The following is a 26,732-nucleotide window of genomic DNA, read 5'->3' on the forward strand; positions in this document are numbered from 1 at the left end:
GATAACCGGCCCTCTTGACGCGCAACATGTTTGTCACAAAACTGTGCGGAAGTACGCGGCAGCGGGGGTGGCGGGTTGACGATCGTGATCGTGGGTGCCGGCATCGCCGGGCTCACCGCCGCGCTCAGCCTGCACCGGGCCGGGTTCCGCGACATCGCCGTCTACGAGCGGGCCGCCGGGCTGCGGCCGCTCGGCGTCGGGATCAACCTGCTCCCGCACGCCGTCCGTGAGCTCACCGAGCTGGGCCTCGGTGAGCGCGTCGCCGCGCTGGGCACCGCACCCGGCACGCTCGCCTACTACAACCGGCACGGCCAGGAGATCTGGCGCGAGCCGCGCGGCCTGGACGCCGGCTACCGCTGGCCGCAGCTGTCGGTGCACCGCGGCCGGTTCCAGCTGGAACTGCTCGCCGCGGTCCGGGAGCGGCTGGGGGCCGGCGTCGTGCACACCGGGCACCGGCTCGTCGGCGCCGCGCACGGCGTGGCGCGCTTCGCGACGGCGGCCGGCGAGGTCGACGTCGCGGGTGACCTGATCATCGGGGCGGACGGCATCCACTCGGCGCTGCGCCGGCAGGGACAGCCCGGCGAGGGAGCGCCCGTCTGGAACGGGCTGACCCTGTGGCGCGGCACGGCGCGGGTGCCGGGGTTCCTGGACGGGCGGACCATGATCATGGCCGGGGACGCGGGGCAGAAGGTCGTCGCGTACCCGATCGGCCCGGACCTGATCAATGTCGTCGCCGAGCGCCGCGGTCCCGGGTTCGCCGGGGCGGACGCGGACTGGAACCGGGCGGTCGACCCCGCACCGATCGTCGCGCTCTTCAGGAACTGGCGGTTCCCGTGGCTGGACGTGCCGGGACTGCTCGCCGCCGCCGACGAGATCCTCGAATACCCGATGGTGGACCGGGATCCGATCGGCTCGTGGACCCACGGGACCACCACGCTGCTCGGGGACGCGGCACACCCGATGTATCCCAACGGCTCGAACGGGGCGTCGCAGGCGATCCTGGACGCCCGTACGCTCGCCTTCCACCTCGCCACCGCGCCGACGGTCGCGCGGGCGCTCGCCGCGTACGAGGCGGACCGGCGGCCGGCGACCACCGCGCTCGTGCTGAGCAACCGGCGGCAGGGCCCGGAGCAGGTGATGGTGCTCGCCCACGAGCGGGCGCCGGACGGGTTCGCGCACATCCACGACGTCGTCCCGGCGGACGAGCTCGCCGCGATCGCCACCGGCTACAAGAAGGCGGCCGGCTTCCACCCCGCCGCGCTGAACGAGCGCCCCTCGCTGACTCCGCCGTCCGGCTCGGGCATCCTGCCGTGACCGACCTGGACGCGGCCCGGCTGGCGGCGGTGATCTCGCCGCTGCGCCGGACGCTGCTGGCCGCCGCCCGGGCCGCCGAGCGCCTGCCGGAGATCCCGGACGCGCAGATCGAGATCATCCGGGCGCTGCCCCGGGCCACCGTGGCCGGCCCCGGCGAGCTCGCCGACCGGCTCGGGCTGAGCCGCCCGACCGTCAGCAACCTGCTCTCCACGATGGAGGCGAACGGGCTGGTCGAGCGCCGGCCGCGCCCCGGCAACCGCCGCCACGTCGAGGTGCTCGCCACCGCGAAGGCCCTCGACCTGTTCGACCGCTTCGACCTCGCGAGCGGCAACCTCGTCGCCGGCGCCGCGGCCACCCTGTCCACCGCGGACCGGGCGGCCCTGGCCGCCGCGGTGCCCGCACTGGAACGCCTGCGCGACGCGCTCGCGCTCGCCAAGGAGGTCTCATGAGGACGTTGCGACAGCGGTTCTCCCGATGGGTGCAGGCACGGACCCTCGCCGGCCTCACCCCCGGCCCGCACGACATCACCATCCGCCGGGACCTGCGCGTGCCGATGGACGACGGCGTCGAGCTGCTCGCCGACCTGATCACCCCGATCGGGCCGACCGACCCACGGCTGCCGACGATCGTGATCCGGGGGCCGTACGGCCGCCGCGGCCCGGTGGCCGGCCAGGCCCGCGCGCTCGCCCGGGAGGGGTTCCCGGTGCTGTTCCAGAGCTGCCGGGGCACCTCGGGCTCCGGCGGTGTCTTCACCCCGCAGCTCGACGAGCAGGCCGACGGCATCGCCACCCACCGCTGGGTACGCCGGCAGCCATGGTGCACCGGCTCGGTCGCCACGTTCGGGCCCAGCTATCTGGGCTACACCCAGTGGGCCGTGGCCGGGCGGCTGGCGCTCGACGACCCCGCACACGCCCCCGACGCGCTCTGCCTGCTCGTGACGATGCCCGACTTCGGCGCGATCACCTGGGACAACGCCGCGTTCTCGCTGCGCAACGCGCTCGGCTGGACGCAGCTGATGGACCGGATGATCCGCCGGGACCTGCTCCCGCTCGGACTGGCCCTGCTGCGCCCCGACCCCAAGCTGCGCCGGGCCTTCGGCGTGCTGCCGTTGAGCGCCGGTGACACCGTCGCCACCGGCAGGGCGGTGCACTGGTATCAGGACTGGGTCAGCCACGAGCGGCTCACCGACGACTACTGGACCCGGCAGTCGCACACCGCCTCGGTCCCCGACGTCACCGCCCCGGTCTACATGATCACCGGCTGGTACGACATCTTCCTGCCCTGGCAGCTGCGCAACCACGCCCAGCTCACCGCCGCCGGCCGGCCGCCCCGGCTCACCGTCGGGCCGTGGGGGCACACCTCCCGGGGCATGGGCGGCCCGGCGGTGGGCGAGACCGTCGCGTTCCTCAAGGAACACTTCGCCGGCGCTCCGAACGACCGGCCGGCGCTCGTCCGCGCGTACCGCACCGGCGCGGACCAGTGGCACGACCTGCCGTGCTGGCCGCCGCCGGGCGTCACCAACCGGCCCTGGCACCTGCACGAGCAGGGCCGGCTCTCCCCGGAGCCCCCGACCGGCGGGGTGACCACCTACGGCTACGACCCCGCCGACCCCACCCCCGCGCTCGGCGGCCCCAGCCTGCTGCCGAACTCCGGCCCGATCGACAACGCCGCCCACGAGAACCGCGCCGACGTGGCCGTCTTCCGCGGCGACCCGCTCACCGACCCGGTCACGATCGCCGGCGAGCCGCTGGCCCGGATCCGCTTCCGGTCGTCGCAGCCGAGCGCCGACGTCTTCGTCCGGGTCTGCGACCTGCACCCCGACGGCCGCTCGATGACCGTCTGCGACGGCATCCGCCGGATCGGTGGCATCGCGGCGGCCGTCACCGACCCGGAACCCGACGAGGACGGCTTCCGCGAGGTGACGGTCCCGCTCTGGCCGGCCTTCCACCGCTTCGCGGCCGGTCACCGGATCAGCGTGCAGGTCAGCTCCGGCGCCCACCCGCGGTACGCCCGCAACCCCGGCTCCGGCGAACCGGCCGCCGAGGCGGCGACCCTGCACCGCGCCACCCAGGAGATCTCCCACGCCGAGTTCCGCCCCTCCCGGCTCGACCTGCCGGTCTGGTCGCCGGGGCAGCCCGGGTGAGCGCGCCGGCGGTGCCCGGCCTGGAGACCGCGTTCGAGGTCGAGGCCCGGCTCGGCGCGCTGGAGGACCACGGCATGACCCGCGCCGGCCACCGCCGCGTCGTGCCGATCATCGGCGGCCGGGTCACCGGACTGTTCGCGGCCGACATCCTGCCCGGCGGCGCCGACTGGCAACTGGTCCGCCCGGACGGCGCGATCGAGATCGACACCCGCTACTCGGCGCGCACCGCCGGCGGCGGCCACGTCTACATCCGTACGTCCGGTGTCCGCACCGGGCGCCCGGAGATCCTCGAGGCCCTGCTGCGCGGCGACCCGGTCGACCCGTCGGAGTACTACTTCCGGCTCGGCGTACGGCTGGAGACCGCCGACCCGGCGCTGGCGGCCCTGGAGCAGTCCCTCTTCGTGGCCTCCGCGATCCGCGAGGCCGACCGGGTGCGCTACACCGCCTACCGGGTCACCTGATCCCGCATCGCCGGGTCAGGGCCGGCTCAGCCGGATCGCGGTCCAGGAAACCGGCGGCAGTGTCGCACGCAGGACGCCGTCGGCCACCCGGGCGTCGTCCGCCGGGCGGGGCACCACGCGGTCCGGTGCCGCCGCGGTGTTCACCGCCATGAGGTCCTCGTCGGCGAGCGTCCAGGACTCCGCGACCCGCAGCCCGGTGCCGAAGCCGGCCACCGGCACGGTCAACTCCGCGGCCTGTGACAGGTCACGGTTGACCACGAAGACGGTCACGTCGCCGCTGTCGGTGTCGTGCGTGGCGACCGCGTCGAGCGTCGGCACCGCACCGAAGCGCGCGGTCTCGTAGGTCGGGCAGCGCGCCTCGACGCGCAGCACCTCGCCCCTCGCCAGCCGGGAGGTGATGGCGAACGGGTGAAAGATGGTCTGCCGCCAGGCGGGGCCGCCGGGCTCGGTGCGGATCGGCGCGATCACGTTGACGAGCTGGGCCTGGCAGGCCGCGGTCACCCGGTCGCTGTGCCGCAGCAGCGCGATGAGCAGGCCGCCGACCACCACGGCGTCGGCGACGGAGTAGCAGTCCTCGATGACGCGCGGCGCCACCTGCCACTCGGTGACCTCGGTGTCCCGCCGCGCCTCGAACTCCCGCAGGTACCAGACGTTCCACTCGTCGAAGGAGATGTTCAGGCGCTTCTTGCTCTTGAGCCGCGCGCCGACGCTGTCCGCCGTGGCCACCACGCTGTGCACGAAGTGGTCGAGGTCCACCGCGGAGGCCAGGAAGCTGGCCAGGTCGCCGTCGACGGGCTCGTAGTAGGCGTGCGCGGAGATGTAGTCGACCGCGTCGTAGGTCAGCTCCAGCACCTCCGCCTCCCAGGCGGCGAAGGTCGGCATCGTGGAACTGGAGCTGCCGCAGGCGACGAGTTCCAGGCCCGGCTCGGCGGAACGCAGCGCCCGCGCCGTCTCCACGGCGAGCCGGCCGTACTCACGGGCGGTCTTGTGCCCGGTCTGCCAGGGCCCGTCCATCTCGTTGCCGAGACAGAACATCTTCACCCCGTACGGCTTCGGCGTGCCGTTGGCCTGGCGCAACTCGGCCAGCCGGGTGCGGTCGGGGTGGTTGAGGTACTCGTGGACGTCGAGCGCCTCCTGCACGCCGCGGGTGCCCAGGTTGACCGCGTACATCACCTCGACGCCGGCCTTGTCCGCCCAGCGCATGAACTCGTCGATGCCGACCTCGTTGGTCTCCAGGCTGTGCCAGGCCAGGTCGCGGCGGACCGGCCGGTCGGCGACCGGGCCGATGCCGTCCTCCCACCGGTAGCCGGAGACGAAGTTGCCGCCGGGGTAGCGGACCACGGAGACGCCGAGTTCGCGGACCAGGGCGAGCACGTCCTGGCGGAAGCCGTCGGCGTCCGCGCTGGGATGTCCCGGCTCGTAGATGCCGGTGTAGACACATCGGCCCATGTGCTCGACGAACGAGCCGAAGGTGCGCCGGGACACCGGCGCGATGGTGAAGGCCGGGTCCAGGCTGAGCGAAGCGGAAAACACGGGGCTCCCAGGGATTGAGCGGGTCACTTGAGGCTGCCCAGGGCCAGCCCGCCCTGCCAGTACCGCTGCAGGGTGAGGAAGGCGATGATCAGCGGGATGATCGATACCAGCGAGCCGACGATGATCAGGTTCCACAGCGACTGGCCGCCGCCGTTGTTGGAGCTGGCCAGTTGCGACCAGAGCCCGATGCCCACGGTAAGGGGGTAGAGCTTCGAGCTGGACAGCATGGTCAGCGGCAGGAAGTAGTTGTTCCAGGTGCCGACCACCGACAGCAGCAGGACGGTGATCACGCCGGGACGCATGAGCGGCAACGCCACCTGCCAGAACGTCCGGAACTCGCCGGCGCCGTCGATCCGGGCCGCGTCCAGCAGCTCGTCCGGCACGGACGCGGCCGCGTAGACCCGCATGAGGTAGACGGCGAACGGGCTGAGCAGCGACGGCAGGATCACCGCCCAGATCGTGTCGGTGAGCCCGACGTTGCTCATCATCACGAAGGTCGGGATGACCAGGGCGGTGAGCGGCACCATGACCGAGCCGAGGACAAGCGCGAAGACCGCGTTGCGGCCGCGGAAGCCGAACTTGGCGAAGCCGTACCCGGCCAGCACCGACACGACCGTGCAGCCGATGCCGCCGACGAACGCGTACAGCACCGAGTTGCCCAGCCAGCGCAGGTACTCGCCGTTGTTGAAGGTGAACAGGTCGCCGAGATTGTCGAACAGGTGGAAGCCGGAGAACCACAGTGCGCCGGAGCCGGAGAACAGGCCCTGTGCGTTCTTGGTGCTGGCCACCACGAGCCACCAGACCGGCACGAGGAAGTAGCAGACCATGGCCAGTAGCAGCAGTTTCGCCCAGATGTGGCGGGGCCCGCGCCGCGCGTCGATCACGTGAAGATGCTCCCCTTCTTGCGGGTGACGACCATGAAGACGGCGACCGTCACGAACACCACGAAGCCCAGTGAGAAGGAGATCGCCGAGGCGTAGTTGAACTGGGCGTAACTGAACGCCAGATTGAACGCGTAGATGTTCGGGGTGAAGTCCGGCGTGACGGTGCCGTTGGCGATCGGGCCGAGGATCTGCGGTTCGGTGAAGAACTGCAGGGTGCCGATCAGCGAGAAGATCAGGATGAGGGTGAGCGCCGAGGAGACCAGTGGCACCTTGATCCGGAACGCGATCTGGCGTGCGTTCGCGCCGTCCATCCGGGCCGCCTCGTAGATCGAGGTGTCGATGCTGCGCAGCGCCGCATAGATGATGATCATGTAGTAGCCGGCCCACTGCCAGGTGACGACGTTGAGCAGGCCGTAGAAGATGTTGCCCTGGCTGAGCAGGAACGGCGCCCGCACGTCGAACAACGTCGCGATCTGCTCGATCGGTCCGAAGCTGGGGCTGTAGAGGAATCCCCACATCAACGCGCCGAGGACCGCGGGGATCGCGTACGGCAGGAAGATCACGAGCCGGGAGAAGCGCGCCAGCCGGCCGGTGACCTCGTCCAGCACCAGCGCCGCGACCAGCGCCACGATCACCTGCAGCGGGATCACCACGAGGCTGAACCGCAGCACGAACCACAGACCCTTGAGGAACGACGGGTCGCTGAACGCGCGGGTGTAGTTGTCGACGCCGGCGAACGTCGTGCCGGTCGCCAGTCCCTTGGTGTAGAGGCTGAGGTATCCCGCGTAGGCCAGCGGTGCCACCAGGAATGCCAGGAACACCACCAGGAACGGGAGGATGAACAGCCAGCCCAGGGCGCCGCGCCGGGTGGACCGGCGGCGGGCCGGCGCGACGCCGGGTGGATCGGTTACGCCGGCGCGGTTCGCGCTCGGCTCGGTGCCGACGATGCCGGCCACGGCACGTCTCCCTTCATGCGGATGGGGTCCGGGCGGCCGCCCGGGTACGCGGCCGCCCGGGGCGGATCAGCGCACGGTGAAGCCCTGGGTCTTCGCGTACTTGACGATCTCGTTGTGCAGGTCGGTGGCGGCCTGCGCGCCGGTCGTCCGGCCCGCGTTGATCTTCGCGATCTGGGCCTGGAGCTGGGCGTAGTAGTAGACGGTGAAGGGGCTGTAGACCGCGCCCCGGTACGCGTTCGCGGCCGGGATGTAGATGTCCTTGTTGGCGGTCTGGCCATTGAAGAACGCGCTCTTGGCGCCGACGAACTCGGCGGAGGTCAGCACGCTCTGATTGAGCGGGAAGATGGTCTGCGTCTTCCAGCCGTCGGTCAGCGACGGCTCATCGGCGTACAGGCCCATCGCGACCTTGGCCGCGGCCGCCTTGTCGCCGGCCTGGCTGGTCACCGCGAAGGTGGAACCGCCCCAGTTCACCGCGACCGGGTTGGCCGGATCCCACTGCGGCAGCGGGGCCACCGCGAACGTGCCCTTCTCCTTGCCACTGCCGACCCCGGCACCGGTCAGGTAGCCGGGCGCCCAGGCGGCCGAGACGTAGGTGGCGTACTTGCCGCCGACCATGCCGGAGATGTAGTCGGTGGTGAACTGGTCCTCCTTGCCGACCAGCCCCTGCCTGGCCAGGTCACCCCAGAAGGTGAGGACGTCCTTGGTGGCCTGGTCGTCCAGCTTGATGGTGATGTTCTGCTTGTCGGACAGGTCGTAGACGAACGGCTGGGCACCCTTCTGGATCATCAGGGCGGTGGTCACGGCCGGGACGTTGCTGCCGAAGTCGCCGAACACCGGTCCGCCGGCCGCCTTGACCTTGGCCGCCGCCGCGGCGTACTCGGGCCAGGTCTTCGGCGGGGTCTTGATGCCGTACTTGGTGAAGACGTCGGTGCGGTAGATCAGGGCCATCGGGCCGCCGTCGACCGGGATGGCGTACACGGCGTTGCCCTGCGAGACGTCCTTCCAGGCGCCTTCGCTGAAGTTCTTCTTCACCTCGCCGGCGCCGAACGGCGCCAGGTCGACCAGCGCGTCCTGGATCTCGAAGCCGACCAGCTGGTCGGACTCGAGCATGATGACGTCGGGGGCGCCCTTCTTGGCCGCGATCGCGGTCTGGAACTTCGCGTACTGCGGCTGGCCCTGGCCGGCGTTGGTCCAGCAGACCTGCACGTCGGTGTGGGCGTTGTTGAAGTTGTCGACGACCTTGGCCATGTTGGGGTACCAGGCCCAGACCGACACGCGGTTCGCGTCCTCGTGCACGATCTTGTTGGTGCAGTTGGTGGGCTTGGCGCGGGCCGGGTCGGCGCCGTCGTCGCCGCCGCTGCAGGCGGACAGTCCGAGGACGACGGCCACAGCGGTGGCGACTGCGGGCAGGCGTCTGCTGATAGGCATTTCTCCGGGCCTCCTGAAGAGAGTCGAGCGTCGGAGTACGGGCAGCACGACATGGCCGCACCTGGACGTGCGGCTCGAGCTGCGGCGACGCGCTTTTTGGGAAAGTCTGTTGGCAGAAAATGGGGGACCTGAACGGCGCCGCGGAGGTGTGAGGTAGATTCTTTTGCAGCGCTGCAAAGGACTATGCACCGGGCCTCTGGCTCTGGCAAGAGGCAACGTGACGGAAATACGATCGTTGCCGCGGGGAGACACTTCGCCCCGTTCAGGCGGGGAGGCTGCTCATGCGGGAAAGCACATTGCGGGACGTGGCGGAGCTGGCCGGCGTCTCGCCCCGCACCGTGTCGAACGTGGTGAACGGCTACGCCCGGGTCACCGAGCCCACCCGGCGCAAGGTCGAGCGCGCCATCGCCGAACTCGGCTACCGCCCGAACGTCCTCGCCCGCAACCTGGCCACCGGCCGGTCCGGGCAGATCGTCGTCGTGGTGCCGTACCTGGACACCCCGTACTTCGCCGAGCTGCTCCAGGCGGTCATCCCGGCCGCCCGCAAGGCCGGCTACAACGTGCTCATCGACCAGACCGACGGCGACCGGGAGCACGAAGCCGAACTGATCGGCCGCGGGTCACGCCGCTTCCTGTTCGACGGCATGATCATCAGCCCGCTGGGCCTGTCCCAGGCGGACCTGGCGATCCGCGATCCCGCCCTGCCCCTGGTGGTCCTCGGCGAGCGCACCTCCGACGGCACGTTCGACCACGTCGGCATCGACGACGTGGCCGCCGCCACCGAGGCGGTCCGCCACCTCATCACCATCGGCCGGCGCCGGATCGCGGCGATCGGCGACCAGCCCTACCCCACCGGCGAGGCGGCGCAGCTGCGCACCGAAGGCTTCCGCGCCGCCCAGGCGGCGGCCGGACTGCCGGTCGACGAGTCGCTGATCATCAGCACCACCCGGTTCAACCGGGTGGACGGCGCCACTGCCATGGCCGCCCTCCTCGACCGGGCGGACCCGCCGGACGCGGTGTTCTGCTACAGCGACCTGGTCGCCTCCGGCGCCATCCACACCGCGCTCCAGCGCGGCTTGCGCATACCCGAGGACCTCGCCGTCATCGGGTACGACGACATCGAGGACGGACGGTACGGGCGCCCGACGATCAGCACCATCTCACCCGACAAGAAGGCGATCGCCCAGCTCGCCGTCGAACGGCTCATCATGCGGATCGGCAGCACCAAACCGGTGCCCGGCAGGGAACTCCGGGCGGCGCACCGGCTCATCCCGAGGGAGAGCACGCTGGGCCGCGCGGCTGCGGGGGTTGCGGGCGGCCAATAGCCTGCCGGGCCATGGATCAACTTCAACCCTTCCGGCACGAGGCGATCAGCCGCGGCATTCCCGCCGAACCGGCTGAGCGGTGGTGCGCCCACCCGCTCAGGGCCGGGGCCCGCCCAGGTTCAGCCAGGCGGTGGCTATCGGGCGGCCGTCCACTGTGGCATGCAGGCGCAGCACCCCGGTGCCGGGCGCGCGGATCGAGAAGCAGCCCACCTCGTCGATCGGGCCCTCGTCGAACGTCGCCTCCGGGGTCTCGCAGCGCATCGTCCCCGGGCCGGCGGGGGTGATCTGGCCGATCACTCCGCCGGCGCCGTCCAGCTCCGCGTCGATGCGGTAGCCGCCGCCGTCGAACACCAGCATCCGGCTCGCCTGGTTCGCGCCCGAGCGGGTCGCCAGCGCTCCCTGTGGCAGTGCGCTGTCGAACGACAGCTCCGCCAGCAACAGATCCTCGTTGATGGTGCGCCAGGTGAAGGCGGCCCGGGCCGCCGCGGCGAAGGCCGCCGGCAGCGCCTCGCGGGCGGCGAGCGCCTCGCGCAGGTCCGCCACCAGGGCGGGATCGTCAGCCCACGGTTGCTGCGTCACGGAGGACCTCCTTGCCGCCCCGGAAGGCCATCAGCGCGGGACAGGTGCGCAGTTTGTGCACACACCGGCCGCGGGTCGGCCCGATGCTGCCGACCGGTACGCCCAGCCGCGCGCCGATCTCCTCATAGCTCAGTGGCGGATCGGTGAGCAGCAGCCCCACCAGCTCCCGGCAGCGCGGCGACAGCTCGTCGTACGCGTCCCGCAGCGCCTGGTGACGTTCCGCCTCCAGCAGTTGTTCGTCCAGGTCGCCGGGGCCCGGGGCGGCCGCCGTGACCACCGTCTCGGCCGTGCGGTCCAGCGGGTCGAACAGCCAGGTCCGCCGGTCGACGCGGAGCAGGCGCAGGCACTCGTTGCGGGTCGTCTGCATGAGCCAGCCCGGCAGTGCCTCCGGTTCGCGGATCCGGTCCAGGTGCTCGACCAGGCGCAGCCACACCGTCTGGTTGACGTCGGCGGCGTCGGCCGGGCTCAGCGTGAAGCGCCGGATGACCGCCATCACCAGCGGGCCGTACCGGTCGATGAGGGCGTTCCAGGCCTGCTCGTCGCCGTGGGCGGCGGCGTGCACCAGGTGCGGCGTGGTGGTGGTCATGTGATCAGCACCCCGTAGTCCGGGTGCCAGCGCTGCTGACTCAGCAGGGCGTCGGCCGCGTCCGGGGCGGACAGGCCCTTCTCCGTCATCAGCGCCGCGATGCGGCCGGCGACGTGCGGGGCCGCGAACGACGTGCCGGACCAGCGGGCGTAGCCCTTGAACTGCTCCGGCTCCTTGCCCACGTCGAGCCGGCCGGTCACGTAGGTGCTGGTGCGGGTGCCTTCCGCGCAGGCGTCCACCCAGGACCCGAAGTTGCTGTACGGCGCCGCGGCCGTACCGTCGGGACCGCCGGTGACCGCGGCCACCGCGACCACACCCGGCAGCGCGGCCGGCCAGGCCGGGCGGTCGCTGCCCGCGTTGCCGGCCGCCGCGACCACCACGACCCGGCGGTCGAGCGCGGCGAGGCGGTCCGCGATCGGCAGCGGCGGCACGTCGTCCTGGGTGCGGCAGCCCAGCGACAGGTTGAGCACGGCCATCCGGCGGTCGAGCCGGTCGATGGCCGCGACCAGCATCTCCTCGTCGCCGACGCCCGTGCCCGACAGCGCCACCTCGGGGTCGAAGGCCACGTCCGGCGCGGCCTGGCGCAGCACCCCGGCGACGAAGGTGCCGTGCCCGCCCTGCAACGCCAGCACGTCGTCGTGGAGGTAGAGCGGGTCCTCGTCGTCGGGCTCCGGCAGGTAGGCCCCGCCCAGCCGGTCGGCGTGGAACTGCGGGGCGTCGCGCCAGATGCCGGTGTCGCAGATGCCGACCAGCACGCCCTTGCCGGCGCCGTCGTGGCCGGGCAGCGCCGGGGCGGCCGCCGCGACCGGGCCGCTGCCGGGGTTGCCCATGATGTTGTCGTAGCCGATCAGCACGTGGTGCGGCTGCACGGCCGGCGGCGCGGCGCCCGGCCACTGACCCGGGTCCCGGAGCTTCGCCACCAGCGACGGGATGTCGGCGTCGGCGGCCAGCAGGAACCGGCCGACGCTGCCGAAGCCCTTGTCCGTGCGGAACGGCACGCCGGCCGTGCGCAGCCAGAGCGCCACCCGCCGGACGTCGGCGCGCGCGGCCAGCAGCTGCCCGGGGCGGTACCAGAACTCGCGGCCGGGTTCGGCGTACATCCGGATCTGCGGGTCCTCGGCGATCGCCGCGGCGAACGCGGACCGGTAGGATGCGCCGTCGTCGTCCTCCGCCCGGGCGGGTGCCGCCCAGGCCGGCAGGGCGACGGCACCGGTCAGCGCGGCCGTCCAGCGCAGCAGGCCGCGCCGGCTCACCGGCGCTGTGGTGAATCGGTCAGGTGCCACAAGTCCTCCGCGGTGACCACGAGATGCGAGGCTGGTCCCATCGTCGGGGCGCCGACGGGCGAATCGGGAGGAATCTACGGGGGTTCCGGCGACTCAGACTAGCAAAAACCAGACAGGATGTCGGTTGTGGCGGGTAGCGGACAGTCCTGGGAAAGTGCCGCACAGCAGGCGTTGGACGCGGTACAACGCGATCCCCGTGCGGCAATCAGGATCGGTCAGCGGGTCCGGGAGAATTCCGACTGTCCCCGCGCCGCCGCGGTCGCCGCCCGGGCCCTGGGGCTGGCGCACCGCGAGCTGAACGAGCTGGGGACCGCGGTGACGCACCTGCGCCGTGCCGTCCGCCTGGCCCAGCGCAGCGGGTCCGCCGAGCTCACCGCGCTGGCCCGGATGAGCCTGGGCTACGTGCTCGCCAACAGCGGGCACAACGTCGCCGCCCTGGGCCAGGTCAGCGCCGCGCTGCGCCACCTCACCGGGCTCGACGCCGGGCGGGCGCGGATGCAGCGGGGGGTCGTCCTGCACTACGCCGGGCGCTACGAGGAGGCGGCCCGCGACTACACCGCCGCGGTGGAGATCGCCCAGCAGGAGGGTGACGCCCTGCTGGAGGCGCGGGCCCGCAACAACCGGGGGCTGGTGCAGACCCGGCGGGGCATGGCCCGCGGCGCCGCCGACCTGCGCCGTGCCGAGGAGCTCTTCACCGCGCTCGGGCTGCCGCTGGCGGCCGCCGACACCCGGTGGAACCTCGGCACGGCAGCCGCCCGCCGGGGTGAGGTGGCCGAGGCGCTGCGGGTCTTCGCCGAGGTCGACCGGCGCTACCGCGAGCTGGACGTGCCGCGGCCGGCCCTGCAGCTCGACCGCCTGGAACTGCTGCTGGCCGTGCCGTTGCCGGCCGAGGCGACCGAGGTGGCCGAGGCCGCGGTGCGCGAGCTGGGGGCGCGCGGGATGGCCTCGGATCAGGCCGAGGCGCTGCTCGGGCTGGCCCGGGCGGCCCTGCTCGCCGGTGATCCGGCCGCCGCGACCGCCGCCGCCCGGCGGGCGGGTGCGGCGTTCCGCCGGCAGGGCCGCCCCGCCTGGGCCGCGCTGGCCCGCGGCGTCGCCCACCGGGCGGAGCTCCGCAGCGGTACGCGCACCGCCCGCTCGGTGACCGCCATGCTGCGCACCGCCGCCCAGCTCGACGCGACCGGCTGGCCCGGCCCGGCGCTGGCGGCCCGGATCGACGCCGGCCGGGTCTGCGCCGAACTGGGCCGCACCGACCAGGCCCGCGAGCTGTTCACGGTCGCCGCCCGGGCCCGCCGGGGCGGCACCGCCGAACGACGCGCCCAGGGCTGGTACGCCGCGGCCCTGCGCCACCGCCTCGACGGCAACACCGCGCAGGCCCGGGCGGCGCTGCGCCGGGGCCTCGCCGTGCAGGACGCCCACCGGGCCCTGTACGGCGCCACCGAGCTGCGCACCAGCAGCGGCGCGCACGGCCGGGACCTGGCCGCCGAGGGCCTCGACCTCGCGGTGCGCGGCGGCCGGCCCACGCTGATCCTCACCTGGGCCGAGCTGTGGCGGGCCACCGCGCTGCGGATGACGCCGGTCGTGCCGCCCGCCGACCCGGAGCTGTCCGCGGCGCTCACCGAGCTGCGCGGGGTGGCCGCCGCCGCGGAGGCGGCGGCGCTGGCCGGGCGGCCGGCCCCGGCGGACCGCCGCCGGCAGAGCCAGCTGGAGCAGCGGGTCCGCGAGCTGGCCCGGCACGCGGACGGCACCGGCGAGCTGCGGCGCCCGCCGTCGGTCGGCGAACTCGCCGCAGCGCTGGGCGACGCCGTGCTGGTCGAGCTGATCGCCCACGGTGGGGCGATCCTCGCCGTGGTGGTCCGCGACGGCCGGGCCGGCCTGCACCGGCTGGGCACCCGCGAGCAGGCCCGGCAGGCCGTCCGCCAGCACCGGTTCGCGCTGCGGCGCCTGGTCACCCTCGGCGACCCGGCCGCCGCACGGGCCGCCGCCGCGCAGGCCGCCGGCCGGCTCGACACCCAGCTGCTCGCCCCGCTGCGGGCGCTGATCGCCGACCGGCCGCTGGTGATCGCGCCGATCGGCGACCTGCACGGGCTGGCCTGGGCCGCGCTCCCGGCGTGCGCGGGCCGCCCGGTGACGGTGGTGCCGTCGGCCGCGGCCTGGCTGCGGGCCTGCCGGAGCGCCCCGCCGGCCGGCGGACCGGCTGTGCTGGTCGCCGGTCCGCGGCTGCCCGAGGGCGAGCAGGAGGTGGCCGCGCTGGCCGCGGCCGACCCGGCGGCGACCGTGCTGACCGGTGCCGCGGCGAGCGCCGCGGCGGTCACGGCGGCGCTGCGGGCGGCCCCGCTGGCGCACATCGCCGCGCACGGCGTCTTCCGCGCCGACGCGCCGCTGATGTCGACGCTGGAGCTGGCCGACGGGCCGCTGACCGCGTACGAGCTGGAGCGGCTGGGCCGGGCGCCCGCGGTGGTGGTGCTCTCCGCGTGTGACTCCGGGCTGTCCGGGGTGCAGGCCGGCGACGAGCTGCTGGGTCTCGCCGCCGTGCTGCTGGGCGCGGGCACCCGTACGCTCATCGCCAGCGTGCTGCCCGTGCCGGCCGGCCGTACCGCCGATCTCATGCTGGATCTGCACGCCCGGTTGCGCCGCGGCACCGGGCCCGCCGCCGCGCTGGCCGGCGCCCAGCAGCACCTCCGCGCCGGCGGTGACGCCCTGTCCGAGGCGACTGCCGCGGCGTTCCACTGCATCGGCGCCGGGAACAATTTTCCGGGGTGACGTATCTGCGTCCGGGTGGGCGCCTCTGAGGTGGTGCGGGACACGGGACCACCGTCGTCCCGGACATCGACAGGGGGACCAGATGTTCGTCAACAAGCCGGCCGGACGCCGGATCATCGCGGTGGGGGCCGCGGGCATGCTCGCCGCGCCGGTCTTCGGCGCGGGGGCGGCCGCCGCCGAGGAACCGCAGACCGTGCCCGTGTACGCCGTCGTGCAGGAGGGGCTCACGGCCGCGCAGGGCGCCGCCCTGGCCGAGGTCTTCGGCACGCCGAACGCGTTGCAGGGCAACGGATACTTCGGCTACGTCGACGCCGCCGCGTTCGGCCGGGTGCCGCTGACCGCCGTGGGCCGCGCCGGCAAGGACGAGTCGGGCCGGGCCACCCAGGCCCAGGCGATCGACGCCGCCGCGCTGGAGAAGCTCCAGCCGGTCGCCGACGAGGAGGCGCTGGGCCAGGGCGAACGGCTGCTGAAGCTCAGCGAGCTCAGCCCCGACCTCACCGCCCGGCCCGAGGTGACGCACACCGAGCTGACCCTGACCGACGCCGCGAACCGCAAGCCGCAGGTGCACGCCCTGGACACTGTGGTCAGCTACCGGCTCGACCTCGCCGGGCTGCCGGTCACCGGTCAGGGCGCCAAGCTGCGCCTGACCGTCGGCCCGGACGGCACCGTCACCCAGCTCTCGCACGCGCTGCGGGCCGTCGAGCGCAGCGGCGACGTGCCGGTGATCGGCGAGAAGGCCGCGCGGGAGGCCTGCGCCGGGCTCTACGGCGCGGACGTCCGCCAGGACACCCCGACGCTGGGCTACCAGTTCCCGGAGCTCACCGCGACCGACGCGGACGGCAAGGGCACGGTCCGCAGCATCCAGCCGCAGTACACGTGCAACCCGGTCGGCGGCGAGAGCGCGCAGGCGCACCGCCTGGTCCCCGCCGTCGCCGGCGCGGCCCCGGCCGGCAAGATCGGTGCCGGCCGCAGCGGCGAGACCGTGCAGGCCTCGGTGTCGGTCTCCGGTGGCACCGCGCCGTACACGTACCGGTGGTCGTCGTCGAGCACGGTGCTGCCGTCCGAGGGCGGCGGCGAGGACTCGATCACGTACCGGCGGACGCCGCGGGAGCGGTCGGAGCAGGCCGCCGAGCAGCTCACCGTCGAGGTCACCGACGCCGACGGGCTGGCCGCCTCCGCCTCCGTCGAGCTCCCCGGCGACGGCGACGCGAGCGCCGAACTCAAGCCCGGCGGTGGCGGCTTCGGCGCGCTGGCCGTCGGCCCGGCCGACGTCGGCATCGAGCAGACCATCAACGAGTGGCAGTGCGCCCAGGACAGCGCCAACGGCTTCCGCAACGTGATGGCGAACCACGGGATCGGCACCCAGTTCGACTGGCGGGGCGCCAGCGCCTGGGAACGCGACTTCAAGGACCCGTCGCTGGGCGGGCAGGACAGCTCGTACGTGGACGACGTGGACGCCACCTGGTACACCGGGCACGGCTGGTCCGGCGGCTTCACGTTCAAGGGCAACAACTCCGACACCCAGATCACCCCGGCCGACGCCCGCTGGGGCAACCGGGACCTGGAGTGGCTCCAGCTGGAGTCGTGCCAGGTGCTGCGGGACACCAACGGCAGCCACGACTACTTCGGCCGGTGGCGCCAGGCGTACGCCGGTCTGCACATCCTCAACGGCTTCGACACCAACGCGTACTGCGTCGGCGGGGGCACCGGGGCGACGTTCGCCGGCTACCTGTTCCCGAAGAAGTTCCTGTGGTGGGAGCTGCGGCCGGCGTACCGGGTGCAGAGCGCCTGGGCGGCGATGGCGATCGACCGGGAACCGACCGGCGTGAAGTACCGCTCCATGGGCCTGATCCGCGCCGACGGCACCACCAACATCGGTGACCACTTCTGGGGCCAGGGCTCGACCGGACCGGACATCGCGCTGACCTCCACGACGGGCCAGTGGTCCATCTCCGGCACCGTCTGACGGCACGACCTGATCCACAGAGTCCAGCGGCGGGCCGGGGCGTGACGCTCCGGCCCGTCGCCGTACCCAGGACAAAGGGGGACCAAGGACCCTGTCAGCCATCCGTGGCCGCGACGATGCTTGTCTTGACGCCCACCGGATGCGAACCAGCACCGCGGCGGCCGACGGACAACGAGGTGGCCTTCGGGGCACCAGACCCACCGTCGTCAAGACGGGCACCCGGCCGGCGCGAGGCGGGCCACCGGTGGGCGTCCTATCGAGTTCGATCCGCGTCGTCCCGGCAGGAGGCTCGCCATGCAGGCCCACATCGGTGACCGGCTCGTCCTCGAGGGTACCCACCTCGGCGACGCCCGGCGAACCGCCGTCATCACCGCCCTGCGCCACCGCGACGGCTCACCGCCGTACGAGGTCCGCTGGCTCAACGACGGCCGCACCACCCTCATCTTCCCGGGCCCGGAGGCCCACATCGAGACCACCCGGTTGCCGGGGAAGATCCCGGAGCGCGCGTCATGACCGCCCTGCCCACCGCCCCCGTCGTGGTGGGAGCCGACGGATCGCGACGCGGCCTCGACGCGGTCGAGGCCGCCGCCGCGGAGGCGGCCCTGCGGCACCGCCCGCTGCGCATCGTGCACGCCCTCGTCTCGCCGGTCATCGACTTCGCGTTCGCACCGGGCCTGACCGGCTCCTCCCTGCAGGCGCTGCGTGATCAGGCCGACGCCATCGTGCGCGAGGCCGCGCTGCTCGCCGCGAAGGTCGCGCCCGAGGTCACGATCACCGCGGAGGTCGTGAACGGCGGTCCCGGGCAGGTGCTGCGGGACGAGAGCCGCACGGCGGGCCTGATCGTCGTGGGAAACCGCGGGCTCGGTGGCTTCGCCGAGCTGCTGATCGGCTCCGTCGCGGAGCAGGCCGCCGTCCACGGCTCCTGCCCGGTCCTGGTCCTGCACGGTGACCGGCACGGGACGGGCCCCGTCGTGGTCGGCGTGGACGGCTCCGCCGTCTCGATGCGGGCCCTCGAGTTCGCCGCCGAGGAGGCCGCGCTGCGTGATGCGGACCTGCTCGCCCTGCACGCGTGGACCGGTGACGCCGCTACCGAGCTCAACGACACCCTGCCGGCGAGTTCCGCGACCGGGTCCGACGCCGGCGAGGAGGCCCGGGTGCTGGCGGAATGCCTCGCCGGGATCGCGCCGCGGTACCCCGACCTGACGATCCACCGCGAGGTGGTCCGCGGGTCGGCACGCCGCCTGCTCGTGGAGCGGTCGGCCACGGCCCAGCTCGTGGTCGTCGGCAGCCGGGGCCACGGCGGCGTGACCGGGGCACTGCTCGGCTCGGTGAGCCTGCACCTGATCCACCATGCGGCCTGCCCGATCGTGGTGGTCCGGCCCGCGCCGTGACAAGGTGAACGGCCGAACGGGACCAATGGCCCCGGCGGCGCCGCGGCGACCGGCCTACGCTGTCGTAAAGCGGGCATCGACCGGCACGGCCGGTGTGCGCACGAAGCCTGGCCGGGAGGTTGGCTCGATGGGAACCAACGACAAGCAACGGCAGTTCGACCAGATCGTCGCCCGCCTGACCGCCGACTATCCCTCGCTGGCGCGGCGGCCGGGACGATCCCGCCGGTTCCTGATCACCGCCGCCGTCGGCGGCGGGCTGCTCTGGGGACTGCTGTCCGTGGCGATGGTGGCCTGGGGCGCCGCCGGCGTGGTGCTGACCTGTGCCGTGGTCACCGTGGTCGGCGCGGGCCTGGCGATCGACGCGTACCGGCAGCGCCGCTGACGGGTCCGGCCGTGATCGGCGGGCCGGTCATCCGGCGCCCGCCGATCCGGCCCTGGCCGCCGCCCATCGCAGCTGCACGGCCTCGGCCCGTTCCGCCTCGTCCAGCCGCTCGGTGAGCGCCCGGAGCGCGGCCTCCAGACGCGGGATCCACCGGTCGGCGATCGCGCGCCGCCGCCGGCGGGTCTCCCGCGTCTCGGTCTCGATGATCCGGTACGCCGCCGCGGCGGCGGCGTCCGCGACGGCGGCCCGCAGCGCCCGCTGATGGGCGGTCGTGGCCTCGATCAGCGCGGCGGTGCCGGGGCTGCGCGCGCCGCCCGCGTCGCCGGGCAGCGAGCAGACCGTCCGGCCGGGATAGCGCACCCCCATCAGGTCGTCCCAGGTGATCTCGACCTCGGCGAGCCGGTCGGCGGCACCGAGCCGGATCTCGCGCTGTCCGCCCAGCACGGCCGCGCGGATGAGCCACTCGTCGGCCGCGTGCCGCGCCGCCAGCCATTCCGCGTGGGTCCGGTCGGCGGCCGCCGCGAGCCGCTCCTGCTCGATCCGCAGGACACGCAGCTTGTGATCGAGCAGGGTGGCCGCCCGGCGGGCGGTCTCCAGGCGCTCGCCGAGCCACAACCGGCCCGCACGGCCGGGCGGCACCCGCAGCTCAGCCATGGTCGTCGCCCCCACGCGCCGCCACGTACCGGGCGTCGAGCACGTCCGGCGACACCATCGCCAGTTCCCGGCGGGGCAGCAGCGAGAGGACCCGCCAGGCCCGGTCGAGGGTCTGCTCGATGCTGCGGGTCTCGGTGGCGCGCTGATCGACGAAGTCGCGGCCGAACGCGCGCTCGACGTCGAGGTAGCGCCGGTCGGTGGCGCTCAGCGCCGCCGCGCCGATCAGTTCCGCCAGCTCCCCCACCTGACGGGCCCGCGCCAGCGCGGCCAGCAGCTGGGCCGCGACGTCGAGATGGTCGTCGCGGGTCCGGCCCGGCCCGGCGCCGTGCCGCATCAGCCGCGACAGCGACGCCAGCGGTTCGACCGGCGGGTACCCGCCCCGGGCCGCGACCCCGGTGGACAACACGATCTGCCCCTCGGTGATGTAGCCGGTCAGGTCCGGTATCGGGTGGGTGATGTCGCCGCCCGGCATGGTCAGCATCGGCAGCACGGTGACCGAACCGGGCCGGCCCCGGATCCGGCCGCAGCGCTCGTACAGCGAGGCCAGGTCGCTGTAGAGGTAGCCGGGATAGGCGTGCCGGGCGGGCACCTCGCCGCGGGACGCGGAGATCTCCCGCACCGCCTCGCAGTAGCTGGTCATGTCGGCCGCCACCACCAGGACGTGCCGGCCGAGGTCGAAGGCGAGGTGCTCGGCGACGGTCAGGGCGATGCGCGGCACCAGGATGCGTTCGACCACCGGATCATCGGCGGTGTTGAGGAACAGGGTCAGCTCGCCGGCTGCCGACCGCTCCTCCAGCGCGTCGCGGACGGCGTCGGCGTCGGCGTGGGTGAGCCCCATCGCGGCGACGACCACACAGAACGGCTCGTCGCCGGCGGTGGCCTGCGCGGCGATCTGGGTGGCCAGTTCGAGGTGCGGCAGCCCGGCCACCGAGAACACCGGCAGCTTCTGCCCGCGTACCAGGGTCATCAAGCCGTCGATGACCGACACCCCGGTCACCACCGGGTCGGCCGGCGGCTCCCGCATGGTCGGGTTGAGCGGGTGCCCGTTGACCGGCGCGGTGCGCGCGGCCAGGACCGGGGGCCCACCGTCGACCGGCTCGCCGCGGCCGTTGCAGACGCGGCCCAGCCAGCCCGGACCGACCGGGATGCGCAGCGGGCTCCCGTCGAAGGCGGCGGAGGTGCCGACCCGCTGGACGCCACCGGTGCCCTCCAGCACCTGCACGACGGCCAGGTCCCGATCGACCTCGAGGACCAGGGCGTGCCGGATCTCCCCGGAGGCCATCCGGATCCGGGCGAACTCGTCCCAGCCGACCCCGGCCACCCCGCGCAGCACCAGCAGCGGCCCGCGGACCTCGACGATGTCGGAGTATTCGATGGCGGCGGTCATGACAGCTCCCGCAGGGCGTTGAGCACGGTGTCGCGCCGGGACCGGATGCCGGCGAGGTCGAGCGGCCCGGTGTCGTCGCGGGCCCGCAGCAGCACGGAGAAGTCCAGCTCCTCCACGGCGGTCGCCGGCACCCCGGCGACGACCCGTTCCTCGGCCGCGCCGAGCACGTCGAAGACCGCGTCGATCAGCGCGGCGGACTTGTCCGGCGGGCAGTGCGCGTCGTGGGGTGACAGGGCGTTCTGCTGCAGCACGCCCTCCCGCAGCAGCCGTCCGGCGAGCAGCACCATGCGCTCGTGACCGGGCAGGGCGCCGGCCCCGACGAGCTCGGCGAGGTCGGCCAGCCGGTCGGCCTCGGCGAGGATCGAGACCATCCGGGTCCGGCGGACGGTCCAGTCCGGATCGCCGTGGGCGGCGTACCAGGCGCTCACCCGGTCGGCGTCGCGGGAGTACGAGCCGGTCCAGGCGACAGCCGGATAGTGCCGGGCGTACGCCAGCTCGCGGTCCAGCGTCCACACCGACCGGACGAACCGCTGCGTGGCGGAGGTGACCGGCTCGGTCAGGTCACCGCCGGGCGGCGACACCGCGCCGATGATGGAGACCGATCCCTCGCCGTCGCCCAGCGTCCGGACCCGGGCGGCCCGCTCGTAGAAGGCCGCGAGCGCCGACGCCAGCCCCGCCGGATACCCCTCCTCCGCCGGCAGCGCACCGGCCCGCGACGCGAACTCGCGGACCGCCTCCGCCCAGCGCGAGGTGGAGTCGGCGATGACCACCGCGTCGTAGCCCATGTCCCGGAAGTACTCCGCGACGGTGACACCGGTGTAGATGCTCGCCTCCCTCGCCATGATCGGCATGTTCGAGGTGTTGGCGATGACCACTGTGCGGTCGGCCAGCGCGCCGCCCGTCCGGGGATCCGCGAGCCGGCCGAGCTCCATGACCACCTCGGCCATCTCGTTGCCGCGTTCGCCGCAGCCGACGTAGACGATCACGTCCGCGTCGCACCACTTGGCGACCTGTTGCAGCAGCATCGTCTTGCCGGTGCCGAAGCCGCCGGGCACGGCGGCCGTGCCACCCTTGATCATCGGGTAGAGGGCGTCGAGGACCCGCTGGCCGGTCCGCAGCGGGACCGGATCCTCCAACCGCTCCCGGTACGGCCTCGGCGTGCGCACCGGCCACCAGTGCGCCAACGTGATGTCGACGTCGTCCACTCTTGCCACCGGGGCGTCCGCCGGGTAACTGCCGGCGGCGGCAGTCCACCGCACCAGGCCGCTGACCCCGGCGGGCACCAGCAACCGGTGGATGATCGCACCGGCCTCGCGCACGGTTCCCAGCACCGTGCCCGGGGCCGCTTCCTGCCCGGCCCGGGCCGACGGCACGAACGGCCAGCGCCGGTTCCCGCTCGCGCGGGCGGCGCCCGGTTCCAGCCAGACCGGCGCGCCCGTCAGCGGGCGGAGCAGCCCGTCGAAGACCCCGCCCAGCAGGCCGGGGCCGAGCAGCGCCGAGATCGGCCGGCCCAGCGCCCGCACCGGATCGCCGGGGCGGAGCCCGCCGGTGTACTCGTAGGCCTGCAGCGTCACCGTGCCCGGATCGTCCGCACCGGTCCCGGCGCGCATCGACACCACCTCGGCGGGCAGGCGGCGCGGACCGATCTCGACGATCTCGGCCATGCCGGCGCCGCTCAGCCCGTCCGCCTCGACGAGCGGGCCGTTGACGCGGCGCACGACACCGGTCGTCATGGCTGGTCCATCCCGGCCGCCACCGTGTCCACCGCGCGCTCGGCGAACGCCGCCAGCGACAGGTCGACGCTGCGGGCACCGGCACGGCCGACGACCCCGCCGCCGTCCGCCTCGACGATCTCGGCATCCGGCCCGAGCAGGCGGCGGGCCTCGGCATCAAGCGCGGCGCGGAGGGCGGCGTACCCCGGCTCGGCCCTGACCAGCACGGCGGCTTCCCGGCTCCGCCGGCGCAGCTGCTCGTAGGCGGCACGGTGGGCCCGGAGCGTGCGGGCACGCGCCGCGCGCCGCGCCCGGGACCGGTCGGTCGTGGTGACGGCCTCGGCGTCGGCGGTGCCCGCGGCGCCCGCCGCGGTGACGATGTGTTCGGCCTCCCGGGCGGCCGCCGCCACGATGCCGGTCGCCTGCTCCCGGGCCCGTGTGACGCGCTGGTCCGTCTCCCGCCGGGCCGCCGCCAGCAGGGCGGCCCGCACCGGGGCCAACGCCTCGGCCGTTCGCTCGTCGATCCGGACGGTCATGTCATCACCGCGATCAGCCGACCGTCGTCCGCGCCGGTCTGCCCGCGCAGCGCCGCCTTCGCCGCGGCCGTCAGCACGACCACGCCCACGTCGGCGGGCAGCGTCGCCCAGGCCCGCCGTACGGCCTCCGGGTCCTCGGCGACGCGGACCAGCGCACCCACCAGCCCGTAACCCTGCACCGCGGTCCGGGCGCCGATCACGGCGACGGAGCTCATGGTCAGGCCTTCCCGATCAAGATGATCGACACGATGAGGCCGTAGATGGCGATGCCCTCGGCGAGGCCGACGATGACCATGGCACGGCCGAACAGCTCGGGTCGCTCGCTCATCGCGGCGAGGGCGGCCGCGCCCGTGTACGCCACCGCGATCGCGGCGCCGATCGAGGAGCCCGCGACGGCGATCGCCGCGGCGAGCAACGCCATGCCGCCGGCGCCGTCGGCGGCCGGGGCGGCGGAGACCGGGGCCGCGACCGCCGAGCCGGCGGTCAGTGCCACCGCGGCGGCAGCGGCCAGGATGACGGCGTTGGTCGCGACGAGGATCCGGATGCCGGTCTTCCGGCGGCGCACCAGCACCAGGGCGTATGCGAGACCAGCGGCCAGGGCCGGCAGGGCGATCAGCCAGGCGAGCATGGCGCTTCTCCGATCAGATCGGTGGGCACGTGCCAGGGGCGGAAGGGCCGACCCTCCCGGCGGAACACGCGTGAGAACAGTTCGTAGTACTCCAGCCGCAGCGCCTGCACCCCGGCGACGAGGGCCTCCAGCGAGAAGGCGAGGGTGTTGCCGACCACGAAGACGACCACCGCGGCCGCCGCGCCGGCGGGGCCGCGCGGCCACAGCCCGGCCGTCGCCGCCCAGACGATCCCGCTGAGCACGGCGTGGGTCAGCCCGAACGCGGCGAGACGGGCGAACGACACGGTGTTGGAGCCGAGCCGGACGATGAGGTCGATGGACTCGATGAAAGCCTGGAACGCTCCGGACACCCCGCCACCGGCCTCGGCCAGGAAGCCGACGTAGGCCAGCAGCAGACCGGCCGAGGCCAGCAGGACGGCGAGCACGACAAGCCCGGTCAGCGACAGGTACCAGCCCGCCACGGCCAGGCCCACGGCCAGGAAGAGCGCGCTGCCGGCCACTCCCGACGGGGCCGTCAGCGCCACCGGCCAGCCGCTCTCCCGGACCCGGTTGACGGTGCCCAACGCGTACGCGCCCGCCAGCAGGACCGCGCCGAGGCCGACCCCGGCCAGCAGCAACGGCACGGGGTTCGCCATCGGCGCCAGCCAGAGGGTGGGTACGAGCCCGGTGGGGCCGAAGCATTCGCCGTACAGCAGGCCGAACAGCATGCTGAACAGGCCCGCGCCGGCGACGAGCCGCCAGTACGGCTGCAGCCGGGCGAGCCGCCGCGGCCGGGCCCAGCGGATCGCGAGCGCGCCGAGCGCCAGCAGGGCCCCGTGCCCGACGTCACCGAACATCGCGCCGAACATCACCAGGTACGCCAGGCCCGCCGGCAGGGTCGGATCGACGTCGGCGTACGGCACCGTGGCGTAGGTGGTCACCAGCGGCGCGAAGTCCGACCGCACCGGGTCCGGCGACGTCGCCGTCGGCGGTTCCAGCCCGCGCGGCGCCGGCAGCGGCACCACGGCGCCGCCGACGTCGGCGAGCCGCGCCCCGAGCCCGGGCAGCTGATCCGACGGCGCCCAGCCGAGCAGGGCCGCGACGTCGTCACGGACGACCGCGTCGGCGCAGCGCTCCGCCAGCTGGGCCTCGCCGGCGAGCAGCTCCGTACGCCCGTCCCGGGCCCACGCGTCGAGGTCCGGTGCGGCCGGCGACAGCCGGGCCGGGCCGGTCGGCGCGCCCGCACGCTGCAGCAGCCGGGCGGCTTCACCGGCCGCGGCATCACCGGGGGCGACAGTGCGTTCGAACTCGATCACGCCGGCGTCGGCCACCCGGACCAGCACCTGCCGCAGGCACGCTTGCGGCGCCACGACGGCCACCCTGGTCATCGGGGTCGTGCGCAACGCCTCACGCCAGCGCATCCCACACCTCCGGCAGGGTGCCGCCCCGCGCCGCCAGCTCCAGCGCGGCGGTCACGAGCCAGGCGTCGGCGGCGAGGACGGCGACGGCGCCGAGAGGCCGCTGCGGGCCGGCCTCGGCGCGCCGGAGCAGTGCCGTGCCGTCGCGGCGCAACCGGGCCCACCATCGCGTCTCCGCCAGCCACAGATCCGCCGTGCTCGTCACCCCGTCCAGGGCCCACCGGGCCGGCTCGGGCAACCGAGCGGCGAGGCCGGCCAGGTCGGCCGCATCGCGCCAGCCGGTCCCCAGGAGCCGGCTGGCCACCGCGACGACGGAGTCGGGCAGGCGGACGCGGGCGGCGATCTGCTCGCGGGCGACCAGCAACGCCAGGGCGCCGGCCGCCCACGGCCGGGCGGGTCCGGGATCGGCGCCGACGCGCGCCGCCCACGCGGTGCGCAGCCACGTCGTGACGGCCCGGGGTGAGTCGGCACCCGGGTCGCCCCACGCCGAGGCCGCGAGCGCGGCGCGCAGGTCGGCGGGTGAGGTGGTCGTCGACAGCCGTGGCCAGGCCGTGGCGAGGCTGCCCAGCCGGAACGGCGGCACCCCGGGCTCGTGCGGGTCGGCGGTGAGACCCCGCAGGTGCTCGTCGATGTTCGCGATCTCGAACCCGGCGGCGAGCCGCCGGAACAGCTCGGCGCCCTCGACGGGCAGCCAGCCGGCCAGCACCCGTACGTTCCACAACGTCGTGGCCGCCACCGCGTGCTCGGCGGCGGCGAGCTGATCGCCGGGGTGCGCGCCGGCCCCGTACGGCGAGCCGGCCAGGACCTCCAGCGCCGCCGGCAGCCCGGGGCAGCCGGCCAGCTCACGGGCCGCGCTCGCGCCCATCCGCCGGCGGGCCATCGCGGTGGCCCGTACGCTGCCCGCGACCCAGCCGGCGGTCATGGCGCCGATCCGATCCGGGTGCCGTCGCCGAGCGCCGCGATGTCGTGCCGGACCCGCTCGACGACCTCGTTGACCAGGTCCGGCAGCCGGCCCTCGGCACGACGGGTGAGCTCCTCGGCGGTGGCGCGGGAGTCCGCCTCGATGGCCGCGAGCTCCGCCTCGGCGAGCCGGCGCGTCCGCGCGGCCGCTGCCGCCCGCGCCGCCGGGGCCGCACCTTTCGCCTGGGTGAGCAGCGCCGCCGCCCGCCCGCGGGCCTCGTCGAGACACCGCTGGGCCTCGGCGGCGCCGTCGGCCCGCCGTCGTTCACACCCGGCGACGGTCTCGGCCAGCGCGGCGAAGACCGGTTCGAGCTCCGCGGTCACACCGGCTCGCAGATCAACGGGCACCCCGGCCGCGCCCGGCGCACCGGGCGCGCCGGCCGCCCGGAATCTGCTCAGCAGTTCCCGCAGACCCGGCATGGCCGCGCTCCTTCCGAAGAACCACGTTGCCAGCGCGGTGTGGTCCC

The 26,732-nt window shown here is 74.3% G+C and carries 26 protein-coding genes; 10 read left to right on the top strand and 16 right to left on the bottom strand.

Features of this window, described 5'->3' with window-relative positions; all coding sequences use genetic code 11:
* Positions 1–84: 84 nt before the first annotated feature.
* Genes ACIBQZ_RS36720 through ACIBQZ_RS36735 form a run of 4 tightly spaced genes read left to right on the top strand, consistent with a single transcriptional unit; the run spans position 85 to position 3,918 of the window.
* The gene (locus tag ACIBQZ_RS36720; protein ID WP_396093533.1) at positions 85–1,314 is read left to right on the top strand and encodes a flavin-dependent oxidoreductase; all 1,230 of its coding nucleotides are present in this window, start codon (positions 85–87) and stop codon (positions 1,312–1,314) included.
* On the top strand, positions 1,311–1,763 hold the full coding sequence (locus ACIBQZ_RS36725; RefSeq protein ID WP_396093495.1) for a MarR family winged helix-turn-helix transcriptional regulator: 453 nt from the start codon (positions 1,311–1,313) through the stop codon (positions 1,761–1,763). Before ACIBQZ_RS36720 ends, ACIBQZ_RS36725 begins: the two co-directional genes overlap by 4 nt.
* Positions 1,760–3,457 carry a CocE/NonD family hydrolase gene (locus tag ACIBQZ_RS36730; RefSeq protein ID WP_396093496.1) on the top strand — a complete coding sequence of 566 codons (1,698 nt, stop codon included), beginning with the start codon at positions 1,760–1,762 and terminating at the stop codon, positions 3,455–3,457. Before ACIBQZ_RS36725 ends, ACIBQZ_RS36730 begins: the two co-directional genes overlap by 4 nt.
* Complete coding sequence (locus tag ACIBQZ_RS36735; RefSeq protein WP_396093497.1) at positions 3,454–3,918, top strand: DUF3237 family protein; 465 nt, start codon at positions 3,454–3,456, stop codon at positions 3,916–3,918. The genes ACIBQZ_RS36730 and ACIBQZ_RS36735 overlap by 4 nt, the downstream gene beginning before the upstream one ends.
* Before the next feature lie 15 nt (positions 3,919–3,933).
* Here ACIBQZ_RS36735 and ACIBQZ_RS36740 read toward each other — a convergent pair whose 3' ends face one another.
* The 4 genes from ACIBQZ_RS36740 to ACIBQZ_RS36755 all read right to left on the bottom strand — a co-directional run bounded on the left by ACIBQZ_RS36740 (position 3,934) and on the right by ACIBQZ_RS36755 (position 8,719).
* The gene (locus ACIBQZ_RS36740; RefSeq protein ID WP_396093498.1) at positions 3,934–5,451 is read right to left on the bottom strand and encodes an alpha-N-arabinofuranosidase; all 1,518 of its coding nucleotides are present in this window, start codon (positions 5,449–5,451) and stop codon (positions 3,934–3,936) included.
* Positions 5,452–5,474: 23 nt separating this feature from the next.
* The gene (locus ACIBQZ_RS36745; RefSeq protein WP_396093499.1) at positions 5,475–6,335 is read right to left on the bottom strand and encodes a carbohydrate ABC transporter permease; all 861 of its coding nucleotides are present in this window, start codon (positions 6,333–6,335) and stop codon (positions 5,475–5,477) included.
* Positions 6,332–7,291, bottom strand: coding sequence for a carbohydrate ABC transporter permease (locus ACIBQZ_RS36750; RefSeq protein WP_396093500.1), 960 nt, complete (start codon positions 7,289–7,291; stop codon positions 6,332–6,334). Before ACIBQZ_RS36750 ends, ACIBQZ_RS36745 begins: the two co-directional genes overlap by 4 nt.
* A gap of 66 nt (positions 7,292–7,357) precedes the next feature.
* Positions 7,358–8,719: an extracellular solute-binding protein gene (locus ACIBQZ_RS36755; protein WP_396093501.1), complete on the bottom strand. Its 1,362-nt coding sequence runs from the start codon at positions 8,717–8,719 to the stop codon at positions 7,358–7,360.
* Between the two features lie 281 nt (positions 8,720–9,000).
* Here ACIBQZ_RS36755 and ACIBQZ_RS36760 point away from each other — a divergent pair, with 281 nt between their 5' ends.
* Positions 9,001–10,044 (top strand): LacI family DNA-binding transcriptional regulator, encoded by a 1,044-nt coding sequence (locus ACIBQZ_RS36760; protein WP_396093502.1) that lies wholly within the window; start codon positions 9,001–9,003, stop codon positions 10,042–10,044.
* Positions 10,045–10,140: 96 nt separating this feature from the next.
* Here the strand turns inward: ACIBQZ_RS36760 and ACIBQZ_RS36765 are convergent, their stop codons facing one another.
* Genes ACIBQZ_RS36765 through ACIBQZ_RS36775 form a run of 3 tightly spaced genes read right to left on the bottom strand, consistent with a single transcriptional unit; the run spans position 10,141 to position 12,492 of the window.
* Positions 10,141–10,623, bottom strand: coding sequence for a hypothetical protein (locus ACIBQZ_RS36765; RefSeq protein WP_396093503.1), 483 nt, complete (start codon positions 10,621–10,623; stop codon positions 10,141–10,143).
* A complete protein-coding gene (locus ACIBQZ_RS36770) occupies positions 10,601–11,209 on the bottom strand; it encodes an RNA polymerase sigma factor (RefSeq protein ID WP_396093504.1) in 609 nt (202 codons plus the stop codon). The genes ACIBQZ_RS36765 and ACIBQZ_RS36770 overlap by 23 nt, the downstream gene beginning before the upstream one ends.
* Positions 11,206–12,492 (bottom strand): S8 family peptidase, encoded by a 1,287-nt coding sequence (locus ACIBQZ_RS36775; protein WP_396093505.1) that lies wholly within the window; start codon positions 12,490–12,492, stop codon positions 11,206–11,208. Before ACIBQZ_RS36775 ends, ACIBQZ_RS36770 begins: the two co-directional genes overlap by 4 nt.
* A gap of 126 nt (positions 12,493–12,618) precedes the next feature.
* Between ACIBQZ_RS36775 and ACIBQZ_RS36780 the strand changes: the two genes are divergently transcribed.
* The 5 genes from ACIBQZ_RS36780 (at position 12,619) to ACIBQZ_RS36800 (ending at position 18,991) form a co-directional block, all read left to right on the top strand.
* Positions 12,619–15,252 carry a CHAT domain-containing protein gene (locus ACIBQZ_RS36780; RefSeq protein WP_396093506.1) on the top strand — a complete coding sequence of 878 codons (2,634 nt, stop codon included), beginning with the start codon at positions 12,619–12,621 and terminating at the stop codon, positions 15,250–15,252.
* Positions 15,253–15,334: 82 nt separating this feature from the next.
* Positions 15,335–17,218, top strand: coding sequence for a DUF6345 domain-containing protein (locus ACIBQZ_RS36785; protein ID WP_396093508.1), 1,884 nt, complete (start codon positions 15,335–15,337; stop codon positions 17,216–17,218).
* A gap of 294 nt (positions 17,219–17,512) precedes the next feature.
* On the top strand, positions 17,513–17,731 hold the full coding sequence (locus tag ACIBQZ_RS36790) for a DUF1918 domain-containing protein (protein ID WP_396093509.1): 219 nt from the start codon (positions 17,513–17,515) through the stop codon (positions 17,729–17,731).
* Complete coding sequence (locus ACIBQZ_RS36795; RefSeq protein WP_396093510.1) at positions 17,728–18,609, top strand: universal stress protein; 882 nt, start codon at positions 17,728–17,730, stop codon at positions 18,607–18,609. Before ACIBQZ_RS36790 ends, ACIBQZ_RS36795 begins: the two co-directional genes overlap by 4 nt.
* Before the next feature lie 127 nt (positions 18,610–18,736).
* Positions 18,737–18,991, top strand: a complete 255-nt coding sequence (locus ACIBQZ_RS36800) for a hypothetical protein (protein ID WP_396093511.1) — start codon at positions 18,737–18,739, stop codon at positions 18,989–18,991.
* Between the two features lie 27 nt (positions 18,992–19,018).
* Here ACIBQZ_RS36800 and ACIBQZ_RS36805 read toward each other — a convergent pair whose 3' ends face one another.
* From ACIBQZ_RS36805 to ACIBQZ_RS36845, 9 genes are read right to left on the bottom strand one after another with little or no spacing between them, the layout of a single operon-like run.
* On the bottom strand, positions 19,019–19,645 hold the full coding sequence (locus ACIBQZ_RS36805; protein WP_396093512.1) for a V-type ATP synthase subunit D: 627 nt from the start codon (positions 19,643–19,645) through the stop codon (positions 19,019–19,021).
* Positions 19,638–21,032: a V-type ATP synthase subunit B gene (locus ACIBQZ_RS36810; RefSeq protein ID WP_396093513.1), complete on the bottom strand. Its 1,395-nt coding sequence runs from the start codon at positions 21,030–21,032 to the stop codon at positions 19,638–19,640. The genes ACIBQZ_RS36805 and ACIBQZ_RS36810 overlap by 8 nt, the downstream gene beginning before the upstream one ends.
* Positions 21,029–22,765: a V-type ATP synthase subunit A gene (locus ACIBQZ_RS36815; protein ID WP_396093514.1), complete on the bottom strand. Its 1,737-nt coding sequence runs from the start codon at positions 22,763–22,765 to the stop codon at positions 21,029–21,031. The genes ACIBQZ_RS36810 and ACIBQZ_RS36815 overlap by 4 nt, the downstream gene beginning before the upstream one ends.
* Positions 22,762–23,280 carry a hypothetical protein gene (locus ACIBQZ_RS36820; RefSeq protein ID WP_396093515.1) on the bottom strand — a complete coding sequence of 173 codons (519 nt, stop codon included), beginning with the start codon at positions 23,278–23,280 and terminating at the stop codon, positions 22,762–22,764. The genes ACIBQZ_RS36815 and ACIBQZ_RS36820 overlap by 4 nt, the downstream gene beginning before the upstream one ends.
* The gene (locus ACIBQZ_RS36825; RefSeq protein ID WP_396093516.1) at positions 23,277–23,495 is read right to left on the bottom strand and encodes a hypothetical protein; all 219 of its coding nucleotides are present in this window, start codon (positions 23,493–23,495) and stop codon (positions 23,277–23,279) included. Before ACIBQZ_RS36825 ends, ACIBQZ_RS36820 begins: the two co-directional genes overlap by 4 nt.
* A 2-nt stretch (positions 23,496–23,497) precedes the next feature.
* Positions 23,498–23,908, bottom strand: a complete 411-nt coding sequence (locus ACIBQZ_RS36830) for an ATP synthase subunit C (RefSeq protein ID WP_396093517.1) — start codon at positions 23,906–23,908, stop codon at positions 23,498–23,500.
* Entirely contained in the window at positions 23,893–25,308 is a 1,416-nt protein-coding gene (locus ACIBQZ_RS36835) for a V-type ATPase 116kDa subunit family protein (RefSeq protein WP_396093518.1), read from the bottom strand. Before ACIBQZ_RS36835 ends, ACIBQZ_RS36830 begins: the two co-directional genes overlap by 16 nt.
* Positions 25,295–26,227, bottom strand: coding sequence for a hypothetical protein (locus ACIBQZ_RS36840; RefSeq protein WP_396093519.1), 933 nt, complete (start codon positions 26,225–26,227; stop codon positions 25,295–25,297). Before ACIBQZ_RS36840 ends, ACIBQZ_RS36835 begins: the two co-directional genes overlap by 14 nt.
* Positions 26,224–26,685, bottom strand: a complete 462-nt coding sequence (locus ACIBQZ_RS36845; RefSeq protein WP_396093520.1) for a hypothetical protein — start codon at positions 26,683–26,685, stop codon at positions 26,224–26,226. Before ACIBQZ_RS36845 ends, ACIBQZ_RS36840 begins: the two co-directional genes overlap by 4 nt.
* Positions 26,686–26,732: the final 47 nt, after the last annotated feature.

Origin of the sequence: Actinoplanes sp. NPDC049599 (assembly GCF_044465625.1) — a bacterium.
GTDB lineage: Bacteria > Actinomycetota > Actinomycetes > Mycobacteriales > Micromonosporaceae > Actinoplanes.